The 12,384-nt window shown below is 70.2% G+C and carries 13 protein-coding genes and 1 pseudogene; 7 read left to right on the top strand and 7 right to left on the bottom strand.

Features of this window, described 5'->3' with window-relative positions:
- Positions 1 to 2 precede the first annotated feature (2 nt).
- Positions 3 to 668 (top strand): amino acid ABC transporter permease, encoded by a 666-nt coding sequence (locus tag EHW97_RS07785; protein WP_124236598.1) that lies wholly within the window; start codon positions 3 to 5, stop codon positions 666 to 668.
- Positions 669 to 705: 37 nt separating this feature from the next.
- The gene (locus EHW97_RS07780; protein WP_124236597.1) at positions 706 to 1,542 is read left to right on the top strand and encodes a substrate-binding periplasmic protein; all 837 of its coding nucleotides are present in this window, start codon (positions 706 to 708) and stop codon (positions 1,540 to 1,542) included.
- Positions 1,543 to 1,700: 158 nt separating this feature from the next.
- On the opposite strand, the gene acs is transcribed toward EHW97_RS07780, so the two are convergent.
- From acs to EHW97_RS07760, 4 genes are all read right to left on the bottom strand, one after another.
- On the bottom strand, positions 1,701 to 3,665 hold the full coding sequence (acs, locus tag EHW97_RS07775; protein ID WP_124236596.1) for an acetate--CoA ligase: 1,965 nt from the start codon (positions 3,663 to 3,665) through the stop codon (positions 1,701 to 1,703).
- 116 nt (positions 3,666 to 3,781) lie between these two features.
- Entirely contained in the window at positions 3,782 to 5,434 is a 1,653-nt protein-coding gene (locus EHW97_RS07770; protein WP_124236595.1) for a solute symporter family protein, read from the bottom strand.
- Positions 5,431 to 5,769, bottom strand: a complete 339-nt coding sequence (locus EHW97_RS07765) for a DUF485 domain-containing protein (protein WP_124236594.1) — start codon at positions 5,767 to 5,769, stop codon at positions 5,431 to 5,433. The genes EHW97_RS07770 and EHW97_RS07765 overlap by 4 nt, the downstream gene beginning before the upstream one ends.
- Before the next feature lie 179 nt (positions 5,770 to 5,948).
- Entirely contained in the window at positions 5,949 to 6,578 is a 630-nt protein-coding gene (locus EHW97_RS07760) for a LysE family translocator (RefSeq protein ID WP_124236593.1), read from the bottom strand.
- 126 nt (positions 6,579 to 6,704) lie between these two features.
- On the opposite strand from EHW97_RS07760, the pseudogene EHW97_RS15960 reads away from it, so the two are divergent.
- Positions 6,705 to 7,031 (top strand): annotated as a pseudogene (locus tag EHW97_RS15960) (AraC family ligand binding domain-containing protein); the annotation flags it as partial.
- 176 nt (positions 7,032 to 7,207) lie between these two features.
- Positions 7,208 to 7,534: a helix-turn-helix domain-containing protein gene (locus EHW97_RS15735; RefSeq protein ID WP_341770287.1), complete on the top strand. Its 327-nt coding sequence runs from the start codon at positions 7,208 to 7,210 to the stop codon at positions 7,532 to 7,534.
- A gap of 174 nt (positions 7,535 to 7,708) precedes the next feature.
- Here EHW97_RS15735 and EHW97_RS07745 read toward each other — a convergent pair whose 3' ends face one another.
- The 3 genes from EHW97_RS07745 to EHW97_RS15520 are packed head-to-tail and all read right to left on the bottom strand — an operon-like array spanning position 7,709 to position 9,748.
- The gene (locus EHW97_RS07745; protein WP_208001946.1) at positions 7,709 to 8,821 is read right to left on the bottom strand and encodes an MFS transporter; all 1,113 of its coding nucleotides are present in this window, start codon (positions 8,819 to 8,821) and stop codon (positions 7,709 to 7,711) included.
- 47 nt (positions 8,822 to 8,868) lie between these two features.
- Entirely contained in the window at positions 8,869 to 9,423 is a 555-nt protein-coding gene (locus EHW97_RS15525; RefSeq protein ID WP_279432307.1) for an NAD(P)-dependent oxidoreductase, read from the bottom strand.
- A gap of 4 nt (positions 9,424 to 9,427) precedes the next feature.
- Complete coding sequence (locus EHW97_RS15520) at positions 9,428 to 9,748, bottom strand: NAD(P)-binding domain-containing protein (protein WP_208001944.1); 321 nt, start codon at positions 9,746 to 9,748, stop codon at positions 9,428 to 9,430.
- Positions 9,749 to 9,927: 179 nt separating this feature from the next.
- Here EHW97_RS15520 and EHW97_RS07735 point away from each other — a divergent pair, with 179 nt between their 5' ends.
- Genes EHW97_RS07735 through EHW97_RS07725 form a run of 3 tightly spaced genes read left to right on the top strand, consistent with a single transcriptional unit; the run spans position 9,928 to position 12,295 of the window.
- The gene (locus EHW97_RS07735) at positions 9,928 to 10,257 is read left to right on the top strand and encodes a cupin domain-containing protein (RefSeq protein ID WP_243696344.1); all 330 of its coding nucleotides are present in this window, start codon (positions 9,928 to 9,930) and stop codon (positions 10,255 to 10,257) included.
- On the top strand, positions 10,254 to 11,681 hold the full coding sequence (locus EHW97_RS07730) for a CoA transferase (protein ID WP_124236589.1): 1,428 nt from the start codon (positions 10,254 to 10,256) through the stop codon (positions 11,679 to 11,681). Before EHW97_RS07735 ends, EHW97_RS07730 begins: the two co-directional genes overlap by 4 nt.
- Positions 11,678 to 12,295, top strand: coding sequence for a hypothetical protein (locus EHW97_RS07725; RefSeq protein ID WP_124236588.1), 618 nt, complete (start codon positions 11,678 to 11,680; stop codon positions 12,293 to 12,295). The genes EHW97_RS07730 and EHW97_RS07725 overlap by 4 nt, the downstream gene beginning before the upstream one ends.
- Positions 12,296 to 12,384: the final 89 nt, after the last annotated feature.

The raw sequence follows: 12,384 nt of genomic DNA, 5'->3' as shown, positions 1-12,384 counted from the left end.
TCATGAAGTCTGCGATCTTCTCCGACTGGGCAGAGTGGCTCCCGCGCCTGCTCGACGGTCTCTGGGTGAGCGTCCAGGTCACCGGCCTGAGCCTCATCATCGGCCTCGTCGTCGGGCTGCTGCTGGCCCTTGCGGCCTTCGCCCGGACCCGGCTGCTGACGTGGCCCGCGGTGCTGCTCGTCGAGATCGGCCGCGGCATGCCGGCGCTCGTCATGCTTCAGCTCGTCTACTTCGGTCTGCCGAGCGTCGGACTCACGCTGGAGACCTACGCCGCCGTGGTGCTCGCGTTGTCGCTCACGACCGCGGCCTACACGAGCGAGATCATCCGCGCGGGTCTGCGCGCTGTTCCCGACGGCGAGCTGGAAGCGGCCGACGCGCTCGGCATGAGCCGCAGCGACGTCATGCGATTCGTGGTGATTCCGCAGGGCCTGCGGATCGCGCTGCCCACACTGCTGGGCTTCGCGATCCTCATCTTCCAGATCAGCTCGCTGGCGTTCTCCCTCGGTCTGCCCGAACTGCTGAGCCAGGCGTATTCGATCGGCGCGAACACCTTCCGCTACCTCGACGTGCTGACGCTGGCCGGTCTGCTGTACCTCGCCGTCACGATCCCGGCGGGCTGGCTGGTCGCGCGGTTCGAGCGGCGCCTGTCCCGTCACCTGACCACCTGACCCACCTGCACCACTCATCCATCCACAAGGAGACACCATGAAAACGCCGATTCGCGTCCTGGGCCTCGCGGCCGCCTCGCTGCTCACGCTCAGCGCTTGCGGGGGCGGCGGGGGAGCCAGCAGCGTCGACGCCTCGTGTGAGCCGACGATCGAGGTCGACACGGTCAAGGAGGGCGAGCTCAGCGTCGCCCTGACCAACACGCCGCCGTACTCCATGGAGGAGAACGGCGAGATGGCCGGCATCGACAGCGACATCCTCACGGAGTTCGCCGCCGAGTCGTGCCTGGAGCTGACCTACGCTCCCTACACCTACGCGACGGCCGTTCCGGCCACCGAGCAGGGCCGTGTCGACGTCGCGGTCGGCGGGTTCTACCGCACGGAGGCGCGCGGTGAGGTCGTGCGGCTCAGCACGCCGGTGTACCTGGACGAGCTGACCGTCATGTCGACCGACGGCAGCGCCACCGTCGACGATCTCGAGGGCAAGCGCATCGGCACGGTCGAGGGCTACCTGTGGGTGGACGACCTCAAGGCGCTGCCGAACGTCGAGACCCGGGTCTACCCCGACTCGCTCAGCCTGGCCAACGAGCTCAAGGCCGGCCGCCTCGACGCCGGTCTCGACGGTTACGGCGCGGCGATGATCTCGTCCGAGGGCACCGAGTTCGAACTCGAGGTGCTCCAGTCCGACGAGCGCGTCTCGTCGACCAACGAGCCGTCGCAGACCTCGATCCTCATCAATCCCAAGAACGAGGCGCTCGGCGAAGCGCTCGACGCGTTCATCGAGGAGCTGCGGGAGAACGGCGAACTCGTGAAGATCCTCGAGGACAACGGCCTGCCGGCGTCGGCGGCCGAGGTGGGCGACGCACGCCTCATCTGATCGTCCTCGATCCCACGCGCGGGCCCGGCAACCTCCCCCTCGGTTGCCGGGCCCGCGTCAGTTGGTGGGCGGTGCGTGAGCGCCCGTTTCCCCCGCCCGGCGGTGGGTGAGCGTCCGATTCGACCGTGCGAACGGACGCTCACCCACCGCCCTGGTGATCAGTCGTCGGTGCTCGTGCGCTTCATCCCCGAGGTGATGAGGTCCATGACCGACGAGTCCGCGAGCGTGGTGGCGTCGCCGACCTCGCGGTTCTCCGCCACGTCGCGCAGCAGACGGCGCATGATCTTGCCCGAGCGGGTCTTCGGCAGTTCGGGCACGACCATGATCTGCCGCGGCTTGGCGATGGGGCCGATCTCCTTGGCGACGTGCTGGCGCAGTTCCTCCGCCGTCTCCTCCCCGGAATCGACCGCGGACTCGCGCAGGATCACGAACGCCACGACCGCCTGCCCGGTGGTCGCGTCCGTCGCGCCGACGACGGCCGCCTCCGCCACGCTCGGATGCGAGACGAGAGCCGATTCGATCTCGGTCGTGGAGAGCCGGTGACCGGACACGTTCATGACGTCGTCGACGCGGCCGAGCAGCCAGATGGCGCCGTCCTCGTCCTTCTTGGCGCCGTCGCCGGCGAAGTACATGCCCTCGAAGCGCGACCAGTAGGTGTCCTTGTAGCGCTGGTCGTCACCCCAGATCGTCCGCAGCATCGCGGGCCACGGCTCGGTCAGCACGAGGTACCCGCCCTGGCCGTTGTCCACCGGCTTGCCCGCGTCGTCGACGACCTCCGCGCTGATACCGGGGAGAGGGCCCATGGCCGAGCCGGGCTTCGCCTTGGTGACGCCCGGCAGCGGGCTCAGCATGTGCGCGCCGGTCTCGGTCTGCCACCACGTGTCGACGATCGGGGTGCGGCCGCCGCCGATGTTCTCGCGGTACCAGACATAGGCCTCGGGATTAATCGACTCACCGACCGTGCCGAGGATGCGCAGGCTGGAGAGGTCGAACTCGGCCGGGATCTGCGCACCCCACTTCATGCACGTGCGGATCGCGGTGGGGGCGGTGTAGAACAGCGTCACCCCGTACTCCTGCACGATCTCCCACCAGCGGCCCTTGTGCGGGGTGTCCGGGGTGCCCTCGTAGAGCACCTGCGTCGCGCCGTTCGCGGTCGGGCCGTACACGATGTACGAGTGGCCGGTGACCCAGCCGATGTCGGCCGTGCACCAGTACACGTCGGTCTCGGGCTTGTGGTCGAACACGGCGTGGAACGTCGAGGCGACCTGCGTCAGGTAGCCGCTGGACGTGTGGAGGATGCCTTTCGGCTTGCCGGTCGTGCCTGAGGTGTACATGACGTAGAGCGGGTGCTCGCTGTCGAACGCCTCGGGAGTGTGCTCGGCCGAGGCACCGTCGACGACGTCGTGCCACCACACGTCGCGGCCCTCGGTCATCGAGGTCTCCTCGCCGGTACGGCGGACGACGAGCACCTTCTCGACGACGCCCGTGGTCTTCTCCAGCGCCTCGTCGACGGCGGGCTTGAGCGCCGAGGGCTTGCCGCGTCGGTAACCGCCGTCCGCGGTGATCACGACCTTGGCCTCGCAGTCCGCGACCCGGCTGGCGAGCGCATCGGAGCTGAACCCGCCGAAGACGACGGTGTGCGGGGCGCCGAGCCGCGCGCACGCGAGCATCGCGACGACGGCCTCGGGGATCATCGGGAGGTAGATCGCCACTCGATCGCCGGTGCGGACCCCGAGGTCGGTGAGGGCGTTGGCGGCGCGGCTCACCTCGTCCTTGAGGTCGGCGTACGTCAGGGTGCGCGTGTCGCCGGGTTCGCCGACGAAGTGGAAGGCGACTTTGTCGCCGCGCCCCTCGTCGACATGGCGGTCGACGCAGTTGTAGGCGACGTTGAGCTTGCCGCCCACGAACCACTTCGCGAACGGCGGGTTGGTCCAGTCGAGGACCTCGGTGAACGGGGTCTCCCAGTGCAGCCGCTCGGCCTGCGTCCGCCAGTAGCCCAGGCGATCGGCCGCGGCGTCCTCGTAGGCCTGTGCTGTGACGTTGGCGTGAGCCGCGAGGTCGGCGGGCGGCTCGAACACACGGTCCTCGTGGGCCAGGTTGTCGATGCCTGCTGTCTCTGTCACGAAAGTCTCTCCTCGAATCGGATCCTACTGACGATTGTGTCCCACCCCACAGCATCCGGCGCAGGGGTGGCAGAAAGGTTGCTGTGGGGCCCGGGTCCCGGGCCCCACAGCGTCCCTCACTTCTCGGCGCCGGCGCCGGTCAGGGACCGCACTTCCAGTTCGGCGAACCGCTCCTGCGAACCCTTGTCGCTCGACGTCACCGTGCCCAGCCAGCCGAGGAAGAATCCGAGCGGGATGGAGACGATGCCCGGGTTCTCCAGCGGGAACCAGCTGAAGTCGACGCCGGCCGGGAACAGAGAGAGGTTCGCCCCCGTCTCCGGATCGACCTTGCCCGAGACGACCGGGCTGAAGAACACCAGGCCGACCGCGGAGATCAGGCCGCCGTAGATGCTCCACAACGCACCGCGGGTGTTGAACCGCTTCCAGAACAGGTTGTAGAGGAGCGCCGGGAGGTTGGCCGACGCCGCGACCGCGAACGCGAGCGCGACGAGGAACGCCACGTTGAGGCTCTGCCCGGGGATGGCCAGCGCGATCGCGGCGCCGCCGATGACGAACGCGGCGATCCGCGCGGTGCGGACCTCGTCCTTCTCGCTCGCCGTGCCCTTCTTCCAGATGTTGGCGTACAGGTCATGGGCGACCGAGGAGGCCGACGTGAGCGTCAGACCGGCGACCACCGCCAGGATCGTCGCGAACGCGACTGCGGAGATCAGCGCCAGCAGGATCGCGCCGCCCAAGGTGCCTGGACCACCGCCGACGGCCTCGGCCAGGAGTGGCGAGGCCAGGTTGCCGCCCGATGCGGCGATCTGGTCCTTGGCGTCACCCGTGACGAGCGCCGCCGCGCCGAAGCCGAGCACCAGCGTCATGAGGTAGAACGTGCCGATCAGGCCGATCGCCCAGAGCACCGAGACGCGGGCCTGTTTCGCCGTGGGCACGGTGTAGAACCGCACGAGGATGTGCGGCAGACCGGCGGTGCCGAGGACGAGGGCGATGCCGAGGGACAGGAAGTCGATCTTGCTCGTCGCCGTCGCTCCGTACTTGAGGCCGGGCTCGAGGAAGGCCTGGCCCTTGCCGCTCGCGTCGGCGGCGGTGCCGAGCAGATCGGAGAGGTTGAAGCCGAACTTGGCGAGCACGAGCACGCTGATGAGCAGCGTGCCGAACATCAGCAGCACGGCTTTGACGATCTGCACCCACGTGGTGCCCTTCATGCCGCCGACGACGACGTAGAAGATCATCAGCACGCCGACGGAGACGATCGTGATGTTCTTCGCCGCCTGGCTGTCGACGCCGAGCAGCAGCGCGACGAGTGCGCCCGCGCCGACCATCTGCGCCAGCAGGTAGAAGATCGACACGACGACGGTCGAGATCGCGGCGGCCTGACGGATGGGACGTTGCCGCATGCGGTACGCCAACTGGTCGGCCATGGTGAAACGGCCGGAGTTGCGCAGCAGCTCGGCGATCAGCAGCAGCGCCACGAGCCAGGCGACGAGGAAGCCGATCGAGTAGAGGAAACCGTCGTAGCCCGAGAGGGCGATGGCGCCCGAGATGCCGAGGAATGATGCGGCCGACATGTAGTCGCCGCCGATGGCGAAGCCGTTCTGGACGCCCGAGAAGGACCGGCCGCCCGCGTAGTAATCGGCCGCGGTCTTGGTGTTGCGGCTCGCCCAGAAGGTGATGCCCACCGTCAGGATGACGACGAGGGCGAACAACGAGGCGGTCAGCGCCTGGTTGGACTCCTCGCTCGCTGCGAGGAGGACGTCCTGCGTGCTCACTGGCCGACCTCCCGCTCGAAGTCGTCGCGTAGCCCGTCAGCCAGCGGGTCCATCTTGCTGGCCGAGTAGCGTGCGTACCAGTAGGCGATGCCGAACGTCGTGACGAACTGCAGCAGCCCGAAGAGCAGGGCGACGTTGATGTTGCCGAACACCTGCGCGTTCATGAAGTCGGGCAACCAGTTCGATGCCACCACGTACAGCAGGTACCAGACCATGAAGGCGACGGTCATGGGCAGGACGAACCCGCGGTAGATCCTCTTGAGCTCGGCGAACTGCGGTTCGTTGTGGATGCGTTCGTACGCACGGTGCGTCTCACGCGAGATCGGTTCGGCCATGGCTCCTCCTCTCGGACGTCACGACACCCGGATCGGTGTCCTTGTGTGGACCGTAGGGCGGATGCATGGTGTGCGACAGGTCACACGAGCACGGGATCGGCCAACCGACCGCAGCCGACGGCTGTGTGGCGCAGCTCACGCGACGAGCGGTCGGATCGCAAGGACGAGCGGCGGCCCGGTCAGAGAGCGTCGGCGAGGAGCGGGAGGGTGGAGACGGCCAGGAGCAGCGCGAGCGCGACGTTGACGCCGCGGGCGACGGCCGGCCGCTGCAAGAGCCGAGCGGCCGTCGATCCGAGTGCGGCCCAGGCGACGTGAACGAGGGCCACGAGGCTCGCGAGCCCCCCGAGCGCCAGGGCCGCAGCGGGTGTGCTCGCAGCGGCGAGGCCGTGGCCGCTCACGAGGGCGCCGAGGGCGAGATACGCCTTCGGATTGGACACGCCGAGGAGGAAACCGGCCAGGAATCGGGGAACGCGGGCGCGCCCGTCGCCGGCACCCTGTGGAGGTGCGGTGGCGATCTGCCAGCTCAGCCACAGCAGGTACGCCACCGCGAGGACGATCACGACGCTGCCCAGGTCGACTCCTCCCGGTCGCGGTCCCGAGGTGGGGAGCGCGCCCGCGCCCGCGATGAGCAGCGTCAGCACCGCGATCGTCCCGACCGCGCTGCCCGTGACGTAGGGGAGGGCGCGGCGCAGACCGAAGGCGGCGGCGGTCCCCGCCGCGCCGATCGTGGCCGGTCCGGGACTCCCCATGAGGGCCAGGGCGCCGGTGACCAGCGAGGGAAGAGTCTCGATCGTCTCGGCGACCGTCATGGCACCTCCTTCGAGCTGGGTTCACGGTAGGCGGGGGTGGCCGTCGGGGTCTTGAACCCGTGTGCGACGTCCACTCACCCGCGACTGGCCATTGCCGTCGGGCCGCTTCGCGGGTGGAATGGCGTCATGGAGGTGTCGGACGACCGATCCCGGAACCGGCAGCATTTTCGCCGCCTCGAGCTCGCCGAGGGGCTGGAGCGGATGGACGCGCGCCTCGTGGGTGAGGGCTTCTCGCCGCACCGGCACGAGACGTACGCCGTGGGCGTCACACGTTTCGGTGTGCAGGCCTTCGGTTATCGCGGGAGCCGGCGCGCGTGCCTGCCGGGCCAGTGGCACGTCCTCCATCCGGACGAGCCGCACGACGGGATGCCCGGGACCGAGGACGGCTTCGGGTACCGCATCCTCTACGTCGACCCCGCGCTCATCCGCGAGTCGCTCGGCGGGCGTTCTCTGCCGTTCGTGCCTGACCCCGTGGTCGATGCGCGCCGGGTCCCGGCGGTCCTCGCGGAGGCGCTCGCCGACGAGGACCCTCCCGCTGACGGCTTCCATCACGTCGACGTCGTCTGCGCACTCGCCCAACTTCTCGCCCGTGAGGGGGGGCGTCCGCCGCCGGCGCACCGCCCCCCCCCCTGCACGAGGCGGCCCTCCGCCGAGTCCGTGATGCGATCAGTGACGAGCCCGCGCGTCTTCACCGTGCCGAGGAGCTGGAGGTCATCGCCGGTCTCGACCGCTGGACCCTCGCGCGGCAGTTCCGCGCGGCCTACGGCACCAGCCCGAGTCGATTTCGGACGGCGCAGCAACTTCAGACCGCCCGTCGGCTCATGCTCGAAGGGAGACCCCTCGCGGAGGCGGCGGCACTCGCCGGCTTCGCCGACCAGGCGCACCTGACCCGCATGTTCAAACGCGCCTATGGCATCACGCCCGCCGCTTGGCGCGCCGCGACCACCATCCCCTGAGCCGCCACGTCCACCACCGCCCCGCCCGCCCTTCATCATCCGGCCCGCCCGCCCTTCACCGCGAGTGGCGCAATTTGGGGCCGATTCGGCCGGAAACACCCCCGAACTGCGCCACTCGCTGTCCACTTTGCGCCACTCGCGGGGAACGGCGCCCCGCGTCGTCGGTGACTGCCCTCAGGCCTTGCGAATGAGCGCGACCGCGAGCAGGGTGAGCGTCGCGAAGACGAGGGCAGCCGTCGCGTAGGACCCGGTCAGGTGCGCGACCGCCGCTCCGGCGGCCGGGCCGAGCGCCATGGCGGCGGCGATCGGCGCGTGGAAGCGTCCGAGGATCGTCGCGTAGGCCTCCGAGCCCCAACGATCCGACACCGCAGTCGCCGCCGCGAGCGTGTGGGCACCGCGCACCGCTCCGGCGAGCACGGCCGCAAGGGCGAAGGCAAGAAGCGGTCCGTGGACGACGCCGAGGACCGTGATGACCACGGCGCTCGCCGCGACCTGGACGAGGAGGCGAGAACGAGGGTCGCCGAACCGGCTCAACGGATGGAAGGCGAGACGACCGAGCACTTGGCCGGCACCGACGAGACCGAAAATCACGGCCGCCTCCCGGTAGGGGACGCCGCGTTCGGTGAGCAGCGGGATCAGGGTGAGAGTGACGGCGTACAGGCCGAGGGCCGCGATCGCCAAGGCCGCCCGCGAAGCGCGGAAGGCGCCGCTGCGACGGATCGTGTCCACGTACTCACGGTGCTCGCGGCCGCGCCGTTCCGGCCGCCGCCAATGCGGCGTCAGCAGTACGACCGCTGCGACCGTGCTGAGGACGCCGTAGCCGGTCGCGAGAACGAGTACGGCCTGCCGCCAGCCGAGTTCGTCGCCCAATCCCGCGATGACCGGCGCGAGGGCGGTCGACGAGATCCCGCCGGCGAGGGTGATCACCGTCAGCGGCCAGCCCCCCGCCCCGAACCACTGATGCGCCGCCGAGAACGCGGGCGGATACAAGGTGGCGGCCTGGGCGACCCCGACGACGCACCAGCTCAGCGTGAAGACGAGCAGCGAGGGGCCCGTCGTGGACAGGATCATCCCGGCAGCGCCAACGAGCGAGCCGAACGCCATGACGCGCCGCGGGCCGAACTGGTCCACGCATCTGCCCGCCAGCGGCGCGAGCGCTGCCGCGAGCAGCAGACCGAGCGTGTACACCGCGGGGACCGCGAGCGACGGCCATCCGGTCGCCTCGGTGATCGTGACACCGAGGACCGGCAGCGTGTAGTAGAGCACGCCCCAGCTGCAGAACTCCACAAGACACAACCCCGCCAGCGCCGGGCGGCGGGTGCGCCCGCCGGCCCTCACGACGCGGCGCCGCGGTCGCGGATCGCCTCCACGACGGCCGCCATGTCGGCGCCGCCGAATCCCAGCTCGCGGGTCCGGGCGTACAGCTCGCGGCACACCTCCAGCAGGGGGCTCACCATGCCGCTCTCCCGCGCCGCGTCGGTGATGAGCTCGGCGTTCTTCAACACGTCGACGATGGCGGCCTGGACGGAGTGGTCGCCACGCACCAGCTTGTCGGTCTTCGCCCGCGATACGGCCGACGCCATGGGCCCGGCGTCGAGGATGGTCTGCAGCAACCGGGGGTCGATGCCGTGCCGCTCGGCGAATGCGAACGACTCGGCGAGTCCGGTGACCGTCGCGATGAGGAAGACGTTGACCGCGAGTTTGGTGGTTAGGCCCGCCGGAACCTCGCCGCAATCGACGCTCCGCGCGCACATCGGCTCGAGCACGGGCCGCAGCTCCGCGCGAGCCTTGCGCGAGCCGGCGAGCATCGCGATGAGTTCCCCCGCCTCGGCCGGCCCGCGCGATCCCGACACGGGCGACTCGACGTACCCGCCGCCCGCCGTCGTGATCTCCTCACCGAGTCGCTCGGAGAATCGCGGGGGACATCGTGCCGAGGCTGACGATCTTGTGGTGACGGACGCGCCGCGCGAAGTCGTCGGTTCCGCGGGCGAGCACCGCGTCGGTGGCCGCTTCGTCCGAGACCATCATCAGCACCGTCGGACACTGCTCGAACAGGCTGGCGCAGTCGGCGGCCGGCTGCGCGCCTGCCGCCACGACGGGGGCGCAGCGGCCCGGAGTGCGGTTCCAGACCGCGAGCGGCACCCCTGCGCGGACGAGGTTGAGCGCCATCGGCTGTCCCATGACACCGAGACCGATGAACCCGATCGGCTCCACGACAGCTCCCCTCGACGATGATGTGGCGACATCTTCTGTCTAGGACACGAGGGCACGCTCGTCTTGAACGATCGTGCGCAGTCGGGGGCGAAAATCGGGCCAATCGTGATCGATTGGCCCGCGCGGACCTTCACGACACTGGCTTGAATGTCCGCGAGGCCGAGGGAAGGAGCGTCACGGTGGAGGTGATCCGAGCGCGCCGCGAAGGCGTGAGGGAGCGGGTGGCCTACGACGAGCATGTGCGGGTACCCGCGCTCAGCGTCGGCACGTACACGATCCCCGCAGGGGCGCACGATCCGCAGGGCGTGCACAGTGAGGACGAGGTGTACGTCGTGCTGTGTGGTCGAGCGCGCCTGCGAACCCCTGAGGCGATCACCGAGGTCGCGGCCGGGAGCGTCGTCTTCGTTCCGGCGGGGGAGGACCACCGTTTCGTCGACGTCGAGGAGGACCTCGAGGTTCTCGTCGTCTTCGGGCCGGCGGAACACACCGCGGTGGAGGTGTCGTCATGAGTGCCGGAGGGACAGTCTCGCGTCGTTGGGGTGCTGTCGCCTGCGCCGCCGCGGAGGCCCTCGACATCGACCTCGCGACGCTTCCCTTGGTCGAGACGTCCGGATGCGGTCCGGGCTGGCGATCGCGTCTCGCCGTGGGTGAACTGGCCGTCGATTCGGTCGCGTTCGCCTCGGCGGCGATCGCCTCGGTGAGGGGCACACACCAGACCCCATCGTTGGTCGTCGACCCGCGGCGTGTCGAGGCGTCCTTCGGCAGTGACAAGCTGCTGAGGATCGGAGGTGAGCACCCACCGATCTGGGCGCCCCTGTCGGGCTTCTGGGAGAGCGCCGACGGCTGGGTGCGCACGCACGCGAACTATCCGCATCACCAGGAGCGGTTGCTGCGTCTTCTGGGGTTGTCCGGATCCCCGGATCGCGATGCCGTCGCTGCGGCCATCGCCCGGTGGGACGCCGCCGATCTGGAGGACGCCGCAGCGCGTGCCGGTGCCGTCGTGGCGGCCGTGCGCGATCCCGCGACGTGGGCGGCCGGAGCGCAGGCCCGCGCGCTCGCGTCGGCCCCGCTGGTCGAGTCCGCGTGCCTCGGTGTGTCCGGACCGAGACCGTGGGCGCAGGATTCGCGGATGCCGTTGGCAGGCGTGCGCGTCCTGGACCTCACGAGGGTCATCGCGGGTCCGGTCGCGACGCGCGATCTCGCCTACGCTGGCACCGAGGTCCTTCGGGTCGACTCGCCCCGGCTCCCGGAGCCGGAGTGGCAGCATCTGGACACCGGGCAAGGGAAGCGCAGCACGTTGCTCGACCTGCGGCAGCGAAGCGACCGCGCCTTCTTCGACGCGCTCCTCGAAGGTGCTGACGTCCTGGTGACGGGGTACCGGCCCGGTGCGCTGGAGCGACTCGGTCTCAGCGGCCCCGAACTCGCGTCGCGCCATCCCGGCCTCGTGGTCGGGCGGATCAGCGCGTGGGGCCATGTCGGTCCGTGGGCGTTGCGCCGCGGCTTCGACAGCATCGTGCAGGCCGCGACTGGTATCGCCTGGGAGGAGGGCGACGTGGCGGGCGGAGTCCTGCGCCGACCCGGAGCGCTTCCGGTCCAGGCGCTCGATCACGGTGCCGGGCACCTGCTGGCCGGGGCGCTCGCGGTGGCCGTGCGCCGGCAACGCGAGGAGGGCCGCACGTTCGAGGTCGGTGTGGCGTTGGCGCGGTTGGGTCAGGAGCTCCTCGGCCACGAGCGATCGCCGCTGCAGCGTGACAGCGCGAAGCCCGGTGAGCTGCCGACGACGACGATGAACATCGCCCGCGAGGACGGAACGCGGCAGCAAGTCACCGTCGCGCCGCCCGCACTGGCCGTGAGCGGACCGGCAGGTGAGTGGCGTTGCCGGCCGCACGGTCGCGATGTCGCGCGGTGGCAGACGCCGGGAGGACAGGGATGAACGACGACACGCACATCGACTGGGCAACCCCGGCCGAGCGGCGCGACGCGGTCTACGGCGCCGGAGCCACCCCGGCCGAGCGCGGCCTCGCGGCTGGGACCGGCATCGTCGGCACCGCACTGGTGCTCGGGTGGGCGTTCTGGGGCCTGGGGGTGGAGTGGCAGTGGTGGCAGTGGCTGCTCGCGGGCGTCATCGGCTTCGACGTGCTCGGTGGCGTGGTCGCGAACTCCCTCAACAGTGCCAAGCGTTCCCACTTCGGTCCGCCGCCATCCGATCCCTCGCTCGGCGAACGACTCGTCCGCCGACCGGTCCTGTTCGCCGCCGTGCACGTCCAACCGTGGATCGTCGCGCTCGCCTACGCACCCGCGTTGTGGTGGTGGGGTGCGCTGTGGCACGTCGGCGTGCTTGCGGCGGTGGTCATCGTGGTGACCGTCCCGCTCTATCTGCGCCGCCCGACCGCTGCCGCGCTCGTCGTGCTGGCAGTCCTCGGCGGGACGATGCTCGAGGCGCCGGACGGCTGGTCCTGGCTTCCCGTCGCGCTGGCCGTCAAGCTCGTGCTCGCCCACGCTGTCCGCGAAGAGCCCTACCGCCCGCTCCCGGCTGGTGACCGATGACCAGGTGACGCCGATTCTCCCTCACTTCTCCGGCCGGACTTTCCCGGAGGAGTGACAGGGAACCTACGTCACCTGGTCGTCAGCAAACC

This window comes from Aeromicrobium camelliae (assembly GCF_003850045.1).
GTDB classification, from domain to species: domain Bacteria; phylum Actinomycetota; class Actinomycetes; order Propionibacteriales; family Nocardioidaceae; genus Aeromicrobium; species Aeromicrobium camelliae.
This window is presented reverse-complemented; position numbering and strand designations above follow the sequence as displayed.

Bases quoted from the DNA above. Each gene is read 5' to 3' on its own strand.
- EHW97_RS07785 (WP_124236598.1), top strand. From the start codon at position 3: ATGAAGTCTGCGATCTTCTCCGACTGGGCAGAGTGGCTCCCGCGCCTG.
- EHW97_RS07780 (WP_124236597.1), top strand. From the start codon at position 706: ATGAAAACGCCGATTCGCGTCCTGGGCCTCGCGGCCGCCTCGCTGCTC.
- EHW97_RS07765 (WP_124236594.1), bottom strand. From the start codon at position 5,769: ATGGCCGAACCGATCTCGCGTGAGACGCACCGTGCGTACGAACGCATC.
- EHW97_RS07760 (WP_124236593.1), bottom strand. From the start codon at position 6,578: ATGACGGTCGCCGAGACGATCGAGACTCTTCCCTCGCTGGTCACCGGC.
- EHW97_RS07730 (WP_124236589.1), top strand. From the start codon at position 10,254: ATGAGTGCCGGAGGGACAGTCTCGCGTCGTTGGGGTGCTGTCGCCTGC.
- EHW97_RS07725 (WP_124236588.1), top strand. From the start codon at position 11,678: ATGAACGACGACACGCACATCGACTGGGCAACCCCGGCCGAGCGGCGC.